This is a genomic window from Nostoc sp. DSM 114161 (assembly GCF_052692665.1).
In genome coordinates, this window is sequence record NZ_CP195141.1 from 2452195 (window position 1) to 2468515 (window position 16321).

At 41.4% G+C, this 16321-nt stretch carries 12 protein-coding genes and 1 pseudogene; 5 read left to right on the top strand and 8 right to left on the bottom strand.

What is annotated here, in order from left to right; genetic code table 11:
• Positions 1-49: 49 nt before the first annotated feature.
• Complete coding sequence (locus NSTC745_RS10605; protein WP_445637097.1) at positions 50-940, bottom strand: tetratricopeptide repeat protein; 891 nt, start codon at positions 938-940, stop codon at positions 50-52.
• 380 nt (positions 941-1320) lie between these two features.
• Between NSTC745_RS10605 and NSTC745_RS10610 the strand changes: the two genes are divergently transcribed.
• Positions 1321-2334: a hypothetical protein gene (locus NSTC745_RS10610; RefSeq protein ID WP_445637098.1), complete on the top strand. Its 1014-nt coding sequence runs from the start codon at positions 1321-1323 to the stop codon at positions 2332-2334.
• 135 nt (positions 2335-2469) lie between these two features.
• On the opposite strand, the gene NSTC745_RS10615 is transcribed toward NSTC745_RS10610, so the two are convergent.
• Positions 2470-3639 carry a homocysteine biosynthesis protein gene (locus NSTC745_RS10615; protein ID WP_445637099.1) on the bottom strand — a complete coding sequence of 390 codons (1170 nt, stop codon included), beginning with the start codon at positions 3637-3639 and terminating at the stop codon, positions 2470-2472.
• Positions 3640-4034: 395 nt separating this feature from the next.
• Between NSTC745_RS10615 and NSTC745_RS10620 the strand changes: the two genes are divergently transcribed.
• Entirely contained in the window at positions 4035-4916 is an 882-nt protein-coding gene (locus tag NSTC745_RS10620; protein WP_445637100.1) for a DUF4231 domain-containing protein, read from the top strand.
• 853 nt (positions 4917-5769) lie between these two features.
• Here NSTC745_RS10620 and NSTC745_RS10625 read toward each other — a convergent pair.
• The 3 genes and pseudogenes from NSTC745_RS10625 to NSTC745_RS10635 all read right to left on the bottom strand — a co-directional run bounded on the left by NSTC745_RS10625 (position 5770) and on the right by NSTC745_RS10635 (position 8147).
• A pseudogene (locus NSTC745_RS10625) lies at positions 5770-6515 on the bottom strand (DUF7873 family protein).
• Positions 6516-6716: 201 nt separating this feature from the next.
• Positions 6717-7865 carry an AI-2E family transporter gene (locus NSTC745_RS10630; protein WP_445637101.1) on the bottom strand — a complete coding sequence of 383 codons (1149 nt, stop codon included), beginning with the start codon at positions 7863-7865 and terminating at the stop codon, positions 6717-6719.
• 90 nt (positions 7866-7955) lie between these two features.
• A complete protein-coding gene (locus NSTC745_RS10635) occupies positions 7956-8147 on the bottom strand; it encodes a hypothetical protein (RefSeq protein WP_096535495.1) in 192 nt (63 codons plus the stop codon).
• Positions 8148-8496: 349 nt separating this feature from the next.
• On the opposite strand from NSTC745_RS10635, the gene NSTC745_RS10640 reads away from it, so the two are divergent.
• Both NSTC745_RS10640 and ftsH read left to right on the top strand, forming a co-directional pair.
• A complete protein-coding gene (locus NSTC745_RS10640) occupies positions 8497-9162 on the top strand; it encodes a DUF1614 domain-containing protein (protein WP_445637102.1) in 666 nt (221 codons plus the stop codon).
• Between the two features lie 96 nt (positions 9163-9258).
• Complete coding sequence (gene ftsH, locus NSTC745_RS10645; RefSeq protein WP_445637103.1) at positions 9259-11193, top strand: ATP-dependent zinc metalloprotease FtsH; 1935 nt, start codon at positions 9259-9261, stop codon at positions 11191-11193.
• Between the two features lie 262 nt (positions 11194-11455).
• Here ftsH and NSTC745_RS10650 read toward each other — a convergent pair whose 3' ends face one another.
• The 3 genes from NSTC745_RS10650 to NSTC745_RS10660 all read right to left on the bottom strand — a co-directional run bounded on the left by NSTC745_RS10650 (position 11456) and on the right by NSTC745_RS10660 (position 14595).
• Positions 11456-12016: a Uma2 family endonuclease gene (locus NSTC745_RS10650; RefSeq protein ID WP_445637104.1), complete on the bottom strand. Its 561-nt coding sequence runs from the start codon at positions 12014-12016 to the stop codon at positions 11456-11458.
• 119 nt (positions 12017-12135) lie between these two features.
• The gene (locus NSTC745_RS10655) at positions 12136-13032 is read right to left on the bottom strand and encodes a hypothetical protein (RefSeq protein WP_445637105.1); all 897 of its coding nucleotides are present in this window, start codon (positions 13030-13032) and stop codon (positions 12136-12138) included.
• Positions 13033-13167: 135 nt separating this feature from the next.
• Positions 13168-14595, bottom strand: coding sequence for a galactose oxidase-like domain-containing protein (locus tag NSTC745_RS10660; RefSeq protein ID WP_445637106.1), 1428 nt, complete (start codon positions 14593-14595; stop codon positions 13168-13170).
• Between the two features lie 1255 nt (positions 14596-15850).
• Here NSTC745_RS10660 and NSTC745_RS10665 point away from each other — a divergent pair.
• Positions 15851-15979 (top strand): hypothetical protein, encoded by a 129-nt coding sequence (locus tag NSTC745_RS10665; protein ID WP_445637107.1) that lies wholly within the window; start codon positions 15851-15853, stop codon positions 15977-15979.
• Positions 15980-16321 lie beyond the last annotated feature (342 nt).

Sequence of the window (16321 nt, forward strand, 5' to 3'; positions counted from 1 at the left end):
CCTCCCACACCTCCCACACCTCTAATGCCCCCCGCTCCTTCCATACCCATCACTTAGGTTTATCCGCCGGAGGTGCCCCAGATGCAGCCGGATTGGGGGTGATAGGATCTGTTGCGGCTTTGTTGATTCCGTCTTTGTATTGAGCCGGTGCTAAAGCTGCGGCGCGATCGAATAAAGGTTTTGCTTGTGCGTTTTTGCCCTGTTGTTTCAGGAGCATCGCTTTTGCAACTACGGGGCGAAAATCCTTTGGATCTTTCTTTATTGCCTGGTCGTATACAGAGGCGGCTTGGGTGTAGCGTTTCTGGGAAGCGTGAACAGAACCCAACAGCACTTGTACAGCCACAGTGTCGATGCTTCCAGGTTGATTTGTATTTGCTTGGGCAGCATTAGAGAGAGTGTCTTGCAACAAGCCAATGGCTGCCTCTGGGCGTTGCTGGCTGAGCAACAGAGCCACCATTCCTTGCAAAGCCTTCAAATCGCCGGGTTTTGTGTCTAAAACCGAGCGATAGGCTTGGGCGGCTCCTTCGCGATCGCCTATTTGCTGTTTGGCTTGAGCCAGCAGTACTGCGTATTCTGATTGTTCGGGATTGAGTTTAGCTAGTTTTTCTAAAGGTTCAATAACGACTTGAATATCAGATGGTTTAACCTCACTTTTTTCTTTTTGACTGAGTAATTGTAGCCGCGCTTCTAATAAACCTTTGAGCGCAGTCTGATTTTCGGGTTCCCTTTGCAAAACCAGTTCATATCCCCGTACTTGGTCTTCGAGTTTTGATTTTTGGTCAGAGGAAGTCAAACTGCCTTTGGTATTAGCGGTATTCTGGCTAGAGGATGGTGTATTATTCAATGCTCCGAATAAAGGAATCACCGAAACACCTACAAAAGCGAGAACTGCCAACACCAAGATAACTTGAACTATCCAGCGATTGCGCGGTTGAGACACAGTTTTGTCTTTCTCCTAAATTCTAATGACATTATGATTTAGACAAATCATAAAGTTAAAAATTTTCAAAACTTTGCGGAATACCGCTCATTGTCTGTGAATTTTATAACAATTAACTATCCACACTGCTAAAGTAAGTGATGACTTTAGGAGGAGCCGTCAGAATTGTAGCTGTGATAAGCTTCCGAAACTACTGTCTAGAGCGCTAGATTAGACTTTTAGTGTTTACACACTAAATTTAACGCCTTTAGGATTGTGTAGAGTACTCTAGTGTGAGTTTGTGAAAAGTAAATATACTTTTTTTACTCCACACAAACGTTCTTTTCAGCTGCCTTTGTTAAATCCCACAATGGGATGTGTCTGTGCCGCAAGGAGTTTTTATGAATTCCGACCTGATGCCGTTGCCCGATTCCAATTCTTCTGCCTCTAACCAGGGAAAAAATACCATAGAGGTAGCCGCTAATGTTATTAATACACCAGCAAACCAGTCCTCTAAAGTTGAAAATTCGCCTGTTAACCCCAGTGAGATTGACTCAAATGGGAACTTAGCCAATCGACAGCAACCGATTCCGCCTCCCAGCGAGCCGATGCAATATCGAGCGATCGGTTTAGTCCGAGGTCGTTATTGTGCTAGCAGCGAACAATTTACCCAAGGTACGCTGCTGACCACAGATGGTGTTGAACTCAACGCCGTCCTTTTAGGGCGGATTATGAGCTTAGTCAAGAATCACTTAGACTTAGAGCAAGAACATTTGTGGGTAGTATATCCACGTACAAGACAAGAAAATGATACTTTGCATATTCAAATTGTAGGAGTTTGGGAGCCAGAAAACCTGGCTAAAAACTCAATAGATGAGGACGAGCTAGATTCGGAGCCACAAGAGGTAGAAACGCCTGATGATGCCTTCTCGGAAAACTCGGAACTCAATACAATTCCCGCGATACCCTCATCAGAAATTGCAGATGGTGGCTTTTCTGTTCGTGGTGAGGTAGTATACCAGTCTTTTGATGCTAAGAGCTTGGTAGTCAAAATTAAGCAAGCTCCACGCAAACCAACTGATAAACCCAAATATTTTAAGTTGAAATTGAGGGGCGTGCTAACCACCAAAGCAGTAGGGAAATTCTGGGACTTCCAAGCTAAGCGAGAAGCTGATGTTTTAGTGGTAGAAAAAGCCGAGGCGATCGCTGATTTGCCTAAAAAACGCAGGCCAGGAACTAAACCAGGCCCTCGTGGTGGTGGTAGGAAACCATTCCCCCCTAGACGCGGTAGCGAAACTCCCCGTCCCATCAAGAAAGCAAGTGCAGGCAGTGACGCTCCTGTAATTTCTAAACCTATACCCAAAACACCCACTCCTAAGCCAATTATTAAGCGGCCGAAACCACCGCAGGAGTGAGCAGGGGGAGCAGGGGAGATAGGGAGATGGGGAGATGGGGAAGTGTGGGGGGAAAGATTTCTTCCCCATCCTCCCACACCTCCCACCCCTCCCACACTTCCTGCTTGCCCAATGCCCAATGCTCAATGCCCAAGCTTAAAAATCCGTCCAACGATCTTGGGGTAGAAAGGAACGTTCCATTGGAATTGGAGAAACTGGTTCTGTAAGGGTAAACTTACCTGCTTCAATCCACTGTTTTAACTCTTGGGCAACTTGCCTGGAAAAAAATAAACTCGCTAAGGGGGCAGAGCGTACAGCTTTGCCCTCGATGGTTATCCGCCCAGATTTGAGTTGAGTGTAACTCACTAAACCAAAGGTAGGGCGCACGCGGCGCGGAATGGAAAAGTCTACGATTGGGGCTACTAGGTCTTGATCTTGGACGGCACAGCGTTCAACTACTTGTTCGTTTAATACGGGAAGTGGTACGCCAACGCCTAACATCAATGAAGGCCCGTAACTTTTGAAGTAACAACCCCGCACCCAATGAGCATTCATTTGCTTGGCATCGCCAATTAAAGCTAAAGTAGCCGCAGGGCCAATGGGTGTACGATTCGCTAAACGCTTTTGTAAGGGAAAGTGCTGAGTGCCTTCCCAGGCGACATAGCCAACACCACCGCCTAAAAAAATTCTTGTACCTATACCAATAAGTTGCAGTTCGGGGTCGTTGAGTAACGGGGAAATAGCACCGGGATTAGAGTAAACGGCATTTCCCAAACGCGGTTGTAAAGGCCCCAAGTAAGTGAAAAGTGGGCGATCGCCACCATTCACGCCAACAATAAAATTTTGATAAAGATTGCGCGGATTAAATAAATAAAACTGATTTATTGTTTGATTGGTAATTGTCGTTTCAAATGTCGCTCTGGGGTAACAATCTGTTACTTGCCCTTGCGCTCTGACGTGTATCTGTTTACCAGCGATCAAATCTTCGATGACATGACCGCCGCCGCGCTCTCGGACTTCTTCGCCATCCATTACTTCTACAGCACAGCTGGCACCCAAATATAAATCTACTGCCCCAAAGCCAGAATAAGCGGGAACGCCATCTAACCAACAACGGCGAATTTTGATCGGGGGGTCAGTATGTCCGAGGTTGATAATTGCACCACTTGATTCCATCGGCTCAAAAGTCCCAGTGGTAATGACATCAACTTCTTTGGCAGCTTTAGTAACACCGATTTCTATAACTCGTGCTTTTAATTCTTCGGTTGTCAACACTACCGCACGTTGGCGGCTAATTTTGTCGTTAATTTCTGCAATTGTTCGCATCTTATTGGTGCTAGCGCCTTTTATTGTCTCTTTTATAAATGACAAATGACATCAGTTCTTCTTGAAATAGTTAGAAAATTCAAGTTTTTTAAGGCGCAAGGCGACTAAAACCCATACAACAAGCCCACAGCGTCTTCCTAAATTCATAAAATGCCATTCGCAGCGATCGCACGTATGACTTTCACAACACCGTAACTATCACTACACCAAACACTTTTAAAGTAAAATGTAAAACTTAATAATATTCACTTTTGCTAAGTATACTTTCTTAGCTATTTTCCCAATACTCGTAAAATTAATACAACAAAAGTCTTGCGTTATCAATCAAATGTATGTATGGTTAGGATTGAGCACAGTTTACTACATTATAACCGTTAATGAACTGAGTAAGAGCAATGACTACTTCTGAATTAACTAATCTTGAGAATAAAAACCAAAATCAAATTTCTGATACATTTGAAAATTCATCCTCTGCACCAGAAGAAAAAAAATTATTTACCTTAAAGGTAATTGAGTATTTATTACTGGCAATTTTTGTCTCTTCTATTCTGTTTATTAGTTTTTACTCAACTGATAAAACAGTTGTCATTTATGGGACTATATCTCTCACTGTTTTGTTTTTTTTGCTATTAATCAATAGAGAAGTTTTTCAGAATTCTCAAAAGTCGGCTGACAAGTCCGAACTAGCCAGAAAAGCTGAACTTTATACTTACCTATTGGCTAATAATAATTCTTGGAATCAAAACACTCTGACTTTAGCTAGAAAAAAGGCTTTACAATACTGTCAAGACTTGATTGATGATTATAAAAGAGTTAAGGACGTATCAAGGAACCTTTACTATATTTTGCAAATAGCAACAGTAATTTTGTCAGGGGTCACACCAATTTTAGTTCTGGTAGATAAATTAGAATCAGGACAACCTTGGCTGAAATGGCTCCCCGTTCTTTGTCCGGCTCTTGCTTCTATACTTGCCAGTATAGTTACCTCTTTTCCTTTCCAAAAGAATTCCATTGCTGCTAACACAGCCGTTGAATTGTTAGAGGCTGAACAAGAGAAATTTATATTGGGAGTTACTCCGCCTTATCGTTGCTATGATGTGTCTGACGAAATTCAACAGCAACAAAAAGCAAGTCAGGCATTAGAATACTTTATTGTCCAAGTGAATAATATTCATCTCAACCAAGTACAGCAAGCGTCTGACACTCAATCAGAGAAAACAGAATCGCCTTCATCCAACGAGTCAAATAAAGAGTCAACTAATGAGGCAAGAAAGTGATGAGTTGCTCCTGGTAACAAGTCAGTTAGCTATTCTTTGTTGTGATTCTTGCCAATACAATTTATCGATCTAGCTCTAAAGGTTGAAATTCCCGATTTTTAAAAGTCGGGAATTTTCTTATGTACAAATTATTTTAGGACTTACGCATTGACAGAAAATACCAAATATGGATTAAAAAACCACATCTGTCGTAGGGGCACAGCACTGCTCATACGTGTCAACTTAACGTGAAACCCTGATGAAAACGTGGTGAGCGAGTTCTACTCACTTCTCATCAAGATCCGCGTTACCCCACCCCGGCTTTGCTGACGCAAAACCTCCCCTCCCCTTGCTAAGGGGAGGGGATTGAGGGGTGGGGTAAAATGCTTGTGGGATAAGCGTTTGAGCTTAAGTTGACACCAATGAGCACTGCTGTGCCCTTACAGCACGGGTCTAATGAATTGTTTGAAATTAAAATCCCCCAGGCAATGTCCATGCCTGGGGGTTGAGACCAAAAGTTTACAACTTTCAGTACTGTTTCACAATTTCTGCCGAGTTAATTTCCGGTTCCTGAAAATTTAATCTTTAAGTCGTGGTGTTTTACCCCTAAACTACCAGGTCAAATACTTGGAGACCCGGACGAGATTTGAACTCGTGTCCCACTGACATTAATTCACAGGGGTTGATGCAGAACGTGAATTTTTAAAGTGAGCTTGGAGCAATAGCCTAAGACTAAATATGATATTGATTGTGTCGAGGAGTGCCTTTACCTTTTGGCTATCCCTCGGTTTAATTGATTAAGTCGAGGGAGTAGGACTCGAACCTACAGATTTTCCTATAGACACTGAAACTAAATTTGCGCTCCAATGTTATTTTACCTAAATGTTGAGGGCGCAAACAAGTAGCCAAAGATTGAACGGGCAACTTGATTTTGTTGAGTAACTTCTAAGCTGTTGGCTTGTTCTCTAGCAAAAATTACCTCTTGCATCAGCTTATCTACTCGCCGCAGTAATTCATTCTGTCTAGCTTGGGAAATTGCCCCAGAAAATTTGACTGTTCGCCAGGTTCCTTCTGGTACATCTTCAGAAGATTCTTTGACCTGTGCAGGATGCTCTTTTGTCGCTTCATACAGCACCACCGGCTTAACTATTTTTTTAGTCTTGGTGGTGTATTTTGGTTCTGTAGCAAAGCATCTTGTTGTGGATCGTAAACCCAAGATTCGCTAGTATCCAAAACGGGGAGTGTTGAGATAAAGGTTTTGATATCAGCTAATTGCTTTTCTAAAAACAGCAAATAAGAAACTGGTACTTCTCGTAAAATTGTAGTTCCGTCTACTACTATATCTGCTTTGGCTTGGGCATTAGACCAATCTTGGGTGGCACATAAGTTAAATAATTCTGTAGAAGCTTGCTCAAATGAGGAAAGCAAATCCTCTGCTTTCATTTGTAGCGTTTGATTTTCTGGAGGATATACGAAGCCATCTTCTGCTACTGGTTGAAATGTCCGCGAAATTCCCTGAAACATCGTGCTTTTTTGAATCAGATGATAAACACTTGTTTTTGCTTTTGTGCTGTTAGCTTTAACTGTTTGTAATACTGCTATGACTTGATTAAGTTTCAATTTTCACCCTCCAATAAATGAATTAATTATAGGCAATAGATTTTTTAAGAATTATTTATGGCTGCTATATGTAAGCTGTTACGCAAATAAGATTGCACATCAACTGGTGAGGTTGTCCTAAGTCCAATTGGTAAACACAAATGACTAATGACTGTCTACACGGAGTTTGTGCAATATGTAGGCGCGTTAGCTTACCAATAACTATTCGTCTTTGGGAAAAGCATTATCAACTGGTTGTTCTCGATCGCTAGCTGGAGTTTCTGTTGACCAAGGATCGTCTACTTGAGGAAATTGAGAACTGATGACAAACTCAGTTTCTTGCAGATGGTGATTTCCCCATTCATCTAAAACATCTTTAATCAAAACTTCTTGTACCCAAATCTTAGCGACAACGGTTAAGGGTAGTGCGAGGAATAATCCTAAAAAGCCAAAAAAAGTGACGAAAAATAATTGAGAAATTAAGGTGACAGCTGGTAGCAATGAGACTTGATGTGCCATCACTACGGGTGTGATGAAATTACTCTCAACCTGTTGAATGATAAAGTAGAGAATCAAAACTGCGATCGCTTTCCAAGGTTCGTCTAACAAAGCGATCGCCATTGCTGGGACTACACTTAGTGTCGGGCCGAGGTTGGGAATTAAGTTCAAAAATCCTGCCAAAACCCCCAGAGCGAGTGCTGCTTTAATACCCAAAACAGATAAGCCAATTACGCTCATTAATCCCACTACACCCATAGCAATAACAGCACCTGTTACCCATCCCCCCAAAGAAATTTCGCACTTACTTAAAATCCCTTCCACCCGTCGCCGATAAAATGAGGGAAAAAGTCGCACAAAAACTTTACGATAAGCTATGGGATCGGCTAACAACATTCCTGTTAAAACTAGCACTAGTAAAACTTTGAGAACAACTTCCAAGGAACCAGAGACAAAAGCGAAGGAATTTCCTAATAATCTATTGACAAAGGGCTGTACTTGTTGAATTAGACTGTTGAGATCTGGAACGTAGGGAACCAACTCCTGGGGAATGCGGGTTCTGAGCGCGTCTAGCCAACTATTAAAGCGTCCAAACCCTTGGGGAACCCGATAGGTTAATTCTTGAAACTGCTGTGCAAAAGGCGGCACAATTAGCCAGAAAAAACCCACGATGATTGCAAAAAAGATAGCGACTGACAGCAGCACGGCGACTCCACGCTTCATACCTGAGCGTTGGAAGCGTTTCGCTAGCCGATTTAAGGTGGTAGCTAAAACAACTGCGGCAAACATCAGTAATAGTACTTCCCGAATTTGCCACAAAATGTATAAAGAAAGAACGATCGCAATTAAACCGATCCATTGACCCAAGTTCACAGGCTAACTCCCAGCAATTGGTGAGATGCAATTTTGTTGTAATTCAGCTAGGTTAGCTGATTTCGATCGCTTGTGCCTAGATAATCGAAGTTAACTTTGTTTGTATGCTTGGAATCGCCACAGTAGGGCGATCGCTACGATGGCGATCGGTAATAAAACTATAATTAAGGCATTAGTTGTTGTTGCCGAAATTGATAAATATGGAGCAACGTACTTTATTAACACCGATATCAAAGCCGAAAGTAGAAGTAATTTGAGAACAAATCCTAGCTGATTTTGCATAACAGTACGGGAATACACATTTTTCTGTTGGGTGTACGCGAATTTAAACTGCGCTATCTAGTTTCTAAAATAGAAACCAATAGATTAGCTGTAGCGCATCTAACACAGCACATCATTTTCTGTCGATTGTTGACGGTTAACGGTCAAGAAACTTCATGAGTAACTGAGCAATTTCAAAACGTAATAGCTGAGTAAATAGATAAAAGTTTTTTCTACATACATTTTTCGCCTATAACTGTCAATATTTCTAGCAGCTTAATTACTACTTAAGCATTTGTTGGATGAATCGATATAGCACCTTGAAATGTGTTTTTGTGCGAGATGACACAATTATCAATTTTCTCATCTTATGATTTACCTACCAGTTTCATTACTGCTATTTCTTTTGTTATTACTACTACTACCATTCATTTGGTTTGCTGTGGCAGTAGATGTGGTGGAAATCGCAGTAGCCAAGCTGGGATTTTCTCCCAACATTGCTTTTTTCTTGCTGGTGCTAGTAATTTTCACAAGCACTATCAATATACCCCTATACCGCCTAGTAGCCCCAGTTCATCTAGCAGATGATTTTGCGACGCTATGGTTAAAAGAATTTTGGGGTATTCCTTTAAGGAGAGTTGAGCGTTCTACCGTGGTAGCACTGAATGTCGGTGGTGGCTTAATTCCTGTGTTGTTGGCACTGTACCAATTTGCTCATACAAATGCTCTCTTCATTTTGGTTGTAACTGCGATCGTTACCGTCGTTAGCTATTATGCAGCGCGGGTGGTACCAGGAATAGGTATTCAAATGAATCCGTTATTGGCTCCCTTGACTGCTGCTTTGTCTGCAATGTTAATTGCTCCCCATGCTGCTCCCGTGGCCTTTGCTGGCGGCGTGCTGGGAACCTTAATTGGTGCTGATTTGCTACATCTAAAAGATATTCAATCTATGAGTGCAGGAGTACTCAGCATTGGCGGTGCTGGTGTATTTGATGGCATTGCTTTATGTGGATTATTTGCTCTGTTACTAAGCTGAAAAAGAGTCGTTAGTCATTTGTCCTTGGTCATTGGTAATTTGCAAAGGACAAATGACTAATGACCAAGGACAAATTTAAATTGAGGGTACATCAAAATGCCTGTTGAAACTAATAACAAAAGACCCATGAAACCGCCCAAAGCGCGACAATTTGGTGGCAGTTTCTTCATTTTATTAAGCCTGTTGTTACTGCTGAACTTTATTGTTCCCAGTTTTTTTATGTCGCGCTCGCCCCAGATTCCCTATAGCACATTTTTGGCTGAGGTGGAAGCGGGGAAGGTAGATCGAGCGATTGTCAGTGGCGATCGCATTGAATATACCATCAAAACTCAAACTCCCGATGGCAAAGTCACCGAACAAGTTTTCATCACTACGCCAGTAGGTATCGATCTAGATTTGCCGAAACTTCTCCGCGAGCATCATGTCCAGTTTGCAGCACCACCACCAAACCAAAATGCCTGGATTGGTACTTTACTTAGTTGGATTGCACCACCGTTAATTTTCTTTGGAATTTGGGGCTTTTTAATGAGTCGCCAAGGAGGCCCCGCTGCACTCACGGTAGGTAAAAGTAAAGCTAGGATTTATTCGGAAGGTAGCACTGGTGTTAAATTTACTGATGTGGCTGGTGTAGATGAAGCCAAGGCGGAATTAGAAGAGATTGTTGATTTTCTGAAAAACGCTGGTAAATACACCGCATTAGGGGCAAAGATTCCCAAAGGTGTGATGTTGGTAGGGCCTCCGGGTACTGGTAAAACATTACTAGCAAAAGCGATCGCGGGTGAAGCTGCTGTTCCTTTCTTCAGTATTTCTGGTTCCGAATTTATCGAACTGTTTGTTGGTGTCGGCGCTGCACGCGTCCGCGATTTGTTTGAACAAGCCAAAGAACAAGCTCCCTGTATTGTCTTTATCGACGAGTTAGACGCACTCGGTAAATCTCGCGGTGGCGCCGGGCCGATTATGGGGGGAAATGATGAACGCGAACAAACCCTTAACCAGTTACTCAGCGAGATGGATGGCTTTGATGCCAACACAGGCGTGATTATCATCGCCGCCACCAACCGTCCAGAAATTCTCGATCCGGCTTTACGCCGTCCTGGTCGATTTGACCGTCAAGTTGTGGTCGATCGCCCTGATAAAATTGGTCGAGAAGCAATTCTCAAAGTTCATGCTAGAAACGTCAAATTGGCTGATGATGTCGATTTGGGTATCATCGCCATCAGGACTCCTGGCTTTGCTGGGGCAGATTTAGCCAACCTTGTAAATGAAGCTGCACTCTTAGCCGCACGGAGAAATAGCCAAGCCGTGACGATGGCAGATTTCAACGAAGGCATCGAACGTCTGATTGCCGGCTTAGAAAAACGCTCCCGCGTCTTGAATGAGACTGAGAAAAAGACCGTAGCTTATCACGAAGTTGGTCACGCTATTATCGGTGCTTTGATGCCTGGTGCGGGTAGAGTCGAAAAAATCTCCGTCGTTCCTCGTGGTGTCGGTGCTTTGGGTTACACAATTCAAATGCCAGAAGAAGACCGTTTCTTGATGCTGGAAGATGAAATTCGCGGTCGTATTGCCACTCTTTTAGGTGGACGTTCCGCCGAAGAAATCGTTTTCGGCAAAGTCTCCACGGGTGCTGCTGACGACATTCAAAAAGCGACTGAGTTAGCCGAACGTGCCATTACACTTTACGGAATGAGCGATGAACTTGGCCCAGTGGCGTTTGAGAAAATTCAACAGCAGTTTCTCGAAGGTTATGGCAACCCACGCCGTGCTATTAGTCCCAAGGTGGCTGAAGAAATCGATCGCGAAGTGAAGCAAACTTTGGATAATGCTCACCATACCGCTTTGGCTATTTTGCAACATAACCGCGAGTTATTAGAGCGAACCGCAGAACAACTGTTGCAAAAAGAAATTTTGGAAGGTTTGGAATTGCGGGAATATATTAGTCAAGCAAAAGTGCCGACGGAAGTGGAAGAATGGTTGCGGACAGGTAAGGTATCGCAAGATAAGCCATTGTTGCAATCTATTCTAAATTAGAATTTGAGATTCAAAAGCGATCGCCCACTTTTAAAGCGATCGCTTTTTGTAATCAGTTCTATGTTTATTACAACAGAATTAATCTCAATTTTTTATACGATATATTGCAAGCTTAAATTTATCTAGTTATAATCATCATTTATTATTTGCTTACAATTAATCAAAACTCATTGTATAAAAAAATTCAGTTTTTAACAATGCTTTATACCTGAGTCAAAGACACTTCATTTTTCTTGAAACCTGCTGTAACTTGAAGTTCGCCTCAACTCCAACTCAGCCAAGCAAAAACCTGTTCTACAGTCAGTTCCAAATCGATACCCTCAATAATGGGTAATTTATCAGCACCCTCGTATAATTCCACTCGCTGTTCGGGAAATACTGTCAGAATACTTTCATCCTCTGGGTCTAGCAACCAACCAAGGTCAGTACCATTGCGCGAACAATGCAATAATTTACTCAAAACTTTTTTTAAGTTTTGCTCTGGGGAAAGAATTTCAATTGCCCAGTCGGGATGAATTTCAAAGCGATTAGCAATTTTGCCAGATGGAGTTTTGGGAATTCTATCCCAGCGAAACACAGACACATCAGGGACGATAGAAGCACCGCCAAAGGTACAGCGCAGTTCTGTAAAAGTGTAAGCAATTTTTTGGTTTTCAGTTACGTTATTAATGACATTACAAAATTTAGTCTGTAGCCGGCTATGTTCAGCTTGAGGCATAGGTTTTTGAATGATTTCCCCGTTGATAAAATCTGATGCTGGTTCAGTTTCCGGCAGTTTGAGGAAATCATCTAAACTAAGTTGGGGTTGACTGGCAATAGTCATAACCAAATAGCATATTATATTGCTTTAGCATAACCCAGCATCCCAGATAATTGTTTTTTCAGTGTTCTAAATCCAGATGTAGAGACGTTGCATTGCAACATCTCTACAAAGCAATATGCCTACGCAAGGGTAATTTTAGCAACATTAAACCCTTTTATTGTCTCCATCTCTCCATTGTCCTTATTGATTTTGTCCACGTGTTGAGGAGATTCATACCTAAATCCAACCAAGGCGAATAATTCGTTTGATGAAGTACAAACTAATCCGTCACAACCATTATTCAAAGCTTTACCTTGGGATTTCAATTTTTTTGATTGCTCCTGACCTATTTGAAACAAACTTATTTCGCCTACCTTATCAGTATCAATCCCGTAGAAACTTCCGTCAGGACACTCAGCTACAGCAGTCACCCGCTTTTGTTCGGGTATTTTGCTTCTATCTGTAATCTGACCTGTATTTAAATCAATAGTTACTATCCTAGAAGACCCCCTGCCTTTTTCTTTGATGACCAACCCAGCAAGTGAGCCATCTGTCAAGCGCAGTAATTGGTAAACATTTTCCTTGTTTTTCAGTCCTGAGATACTTACAGTTTCTAGAGAATTTAAATCAATTAAACGAACTTTTTTGTCCTTTTTCTTTCTTGCACAGATATTGCTTGCGGCTGCTATGAGTTTGCCATTTATGGACACAAAACCGCTCAACTGCTCGCAAGTCTCCAAAATCGGTGGAGTAGTTAGCACGGTCTTGATTTCCTGAGTGCTGACGTTAAAAGATTCTACAATGATTGGCTGTAGAGCAGATGGATCGTTGGTTTGGCTTGCATCACCGAGGTCGGTGGTATTTGAGTCTAGGTTGGTAGGAGTATTATTGTTGGCAATACCACTTCTGATGCCCAGAATCAGCGTACTTGTATTGGATTGTGCAAGGGTTTTGTCTAGAACAACCCCCACAGCAGCAACTGTGGTGCTTGCCAGCGCCAACTGACCAAATCGTCTGCGTGTTAACTTTAGTTCCATATGTAACTCCTAGAATTACTTGGCGTTTGCCATTGTTCTACGCTTGCCGTACTTCATCAATGGCTGATACTGCTTTGATTTTTGAATTGATTGCTGAACCCTATAGAGCATTAGCTATTAAGCTGGCGCTGGGGATTATTTTATTTGAATCCAACTTGCTACCGAGGGAACATTGTTGTTGTTAACAACAAACAACATATAGTAGCCAGGAACTGCAATATTGCGATTAGCTGTTATTTGGACGGTCAAAGAATTGCCGCTCCTAGATTTAATTGGGATATCTACTAATCGTTGTTCTGTATCCATGCTATGAGTAGGTGCCATTGGCTTAATCGCATGAACCCATTTGATGCTTGTTGCAGGTACGTTTGTAGAGATCGCGATCGTTGCGTTATAGGTTGCTGTGGCGGGAGCGCTAACAATTGTGGGTCTTGTCTGCGATATGTACGCTGGACTATAAATTTCTATCCGATTTTCATAAACACCACGTCTAGGATTTCCCCCTGCTACAGCTACTCTGCCATCTGGGAGCAACACCGCCACTGAATGATAGACGCGGCCATTAACAATTGGTGTCTCTACCGTCTTCCAGGTATTCGTTGCTGGATTGTATATTTCTGCTGGTAGTGTCGATTCTGTTATGTTCTCTTCTCCTTTGCTGCCATTACACACAAATACTGTGCGATCGGGCAATATTACAGCATTATGGTGCATCCTTGGATTATTGAGATACGATGCTGCTGTATAAGTGGGAGTAGTAGCATTGAAATTGATAATATTAACTCGGTTCGTTGTTGTAGTTCCACCCCCACCGATAATCATTACTTTTTGGTCTTGAGCTGGTGGGAGCAATACGCTAGCAGCTTGGTTCCCATTAGTTGGAGCTTGCAATCCAGACACTACCTGTTCGGCGATCGCTTGATTAAATTGTGAAGGTAAACTGAGAGTGCGTGGCGATACACCTCTGTTACCCCCCATCTGAGCGCCTGTATAAAAAATTTTGCCACTAGCCAACAGAATTAAGTGGGAATAGTAAGCTAAATTACTAGTCTGTTGTGTAAAAATGTTCCAACCAGTAAAAGCGCTAAAAATTTCCGGGTTGCGAGTAGTAATGCCATTTACATCTAAACCTGAGAGAGCGAAAATTTGACCGTTACCTAACGTTAATACGGTAGGATACCAGCGCCCTCTATTCATTGATGCCACTTTTGTCCAACTGCCATTGCCGTTATTGGCAGTAAAATTAAATAGAAAGCAATCGCTACTACCATAGAATGGATCGTATTGTAATGTTCCACCTGCAACAAACAGTTGCCCGTCAGGTCGGAATGAGTGACCGCAACAGAAAACGTCAATAGGATCTCCATTACTATCTCGTGGAATCGTGGGAGTGGTGAAAGTTCCGGTCTTAGGGTCCCAAAGCCTGACTCCGTTCGGGGAATTGTCGTATGCTGCTTGGCTGGAATTGTTACCAGAACCACCAAAGAACAATACTTTACCCGTTCTTCCCACAGCAGCATGAACAGGATTAATCGGAATTTGAGAGGATAGTTGCCAAGGCATTTTGTTGATTCCTCTGGTTAAAAAACTACAATTTTTAGTTGTCTTTCACGAACTACGTACAGCAACAACGCATCATCAGGTTTCTTACTGCCTTTTGGTACGGGACAGCGTAAAACCTTTAACTTGGGAACACCTAAAAACTTTTAAGATTTTTAAGTCTATTTAAATAGACTTAAAAATTGTGAAATCAAACTGATGTTAAGCAAATTAAAAATTAGAGAACAGCCTTTACTTTTCTCATAAATTTTTGCTAAAAGCATCTGATTTATTTCTCAAATTAATTAAATCTTTTTCTGCCAATATTTTGTATCAAGTTAACAATAGTTTTTATCTTTATTTTGCTTGTAAAAAACAAAAATTTTTCTTGACATTCCTTGGAAATGTGTAGATGCAAAGCGATTTACCGGACATTGCTTTCCCCGGAAGCTTCTGTTAATTTCAGAAAAAAAGAATCGAATTCAGACTCTGAAGCTTTGATTTTACAAAGGTTTGAGGTTTTTTTCTAACATTAATTAAAATTTTTAGCCAAAATGTAAAAGACAAAGTTTCAAAAGCCTTTAAGCGATTAGATTCTCTAACTTTAACAAAACAAGAGTATAGCGTTTCCTAAGCTAATGAGGTAGACCAAAATTTTTTTACCCAGCTTAGCGGTTTTAAAAGCCTACCTTAACAGATTGGGAACCGATATAAATTGAAATTTATTCGCTCAAATGTGTAACAAGTAGTATTGTAGCATCGTTTCCTCTCATAATTGCGATCTCTAGACATTAATTCCAACTTTATCAATCACAATTTTTATTCTTTCGTTAAAGTATTAAGTAGATTGGTGTTAAAAATTTTTGTTATGAGAAGGCAGGAGGCAGAGGGCAGAAAGCAGAAGCGAAGAGGTTTTTAGACAACTTTATTTTTTGTTACGTACTTTAGTTTATTTGCGCTGTTTTATTTAATATTGCTTATATTTGCTGCGCTATTACCAAATAGTGGTATAGTCTGCACTTAATATTTATACTTAACTTCATACTGGCGATCGCTTCATTTATATGTCTGAGCCTTAACAACTGGATAAAGAAATGTCTATGTTGACTCGCAAACCGCATACTAGAGGCAGAATCTAGTTTAAATACTAATTGGCATTAGTCCGATTTTATAGCGGTTGGCAATTGCTTGGAGTAGAGAAAATTCGCAGGGTAGCACAACTGTGCTACCCTACATAATTTGTGGCTTATTGATACTATTGTCAATTAACTTGATGGCGATGTCTACGACGATCTACGCTTACGCACTTCCATCGTCTTTAATTAAGTCATCAGCGATCGCTCAGGCTACCCAAATAAAGCTAACTACGTCTTATGGCTATTTATTATTTGTTCTTGCTGATTTGTAAGAGTTTCGAGTTTATTTACATTTTGTAATATAGTTTGATTTATTGCCGCTAACTTACTTAGCATAAAAGGCAATTATTTAGTTTAGTATAGCCCCTGTAATTTTTTCTATAGAGGGAATTTAATTGCTCAAATCGCCTCCGTAGCGATCGCACTTCGGCGGAACTAGCAACTTAGGTTAATAAGAGTTTGTCAAATCTAGTACTTTGAAAAACGTCACAATCAGTTATTATATGAGCGTATGTGTAAGTTCAGCGAATGCTACCTGATTTACTGCTCCCCTCGAACATTCATCAAACTATTGCTGGATCAGAGAGGAATATGCAATATTTATTTGCAATTTT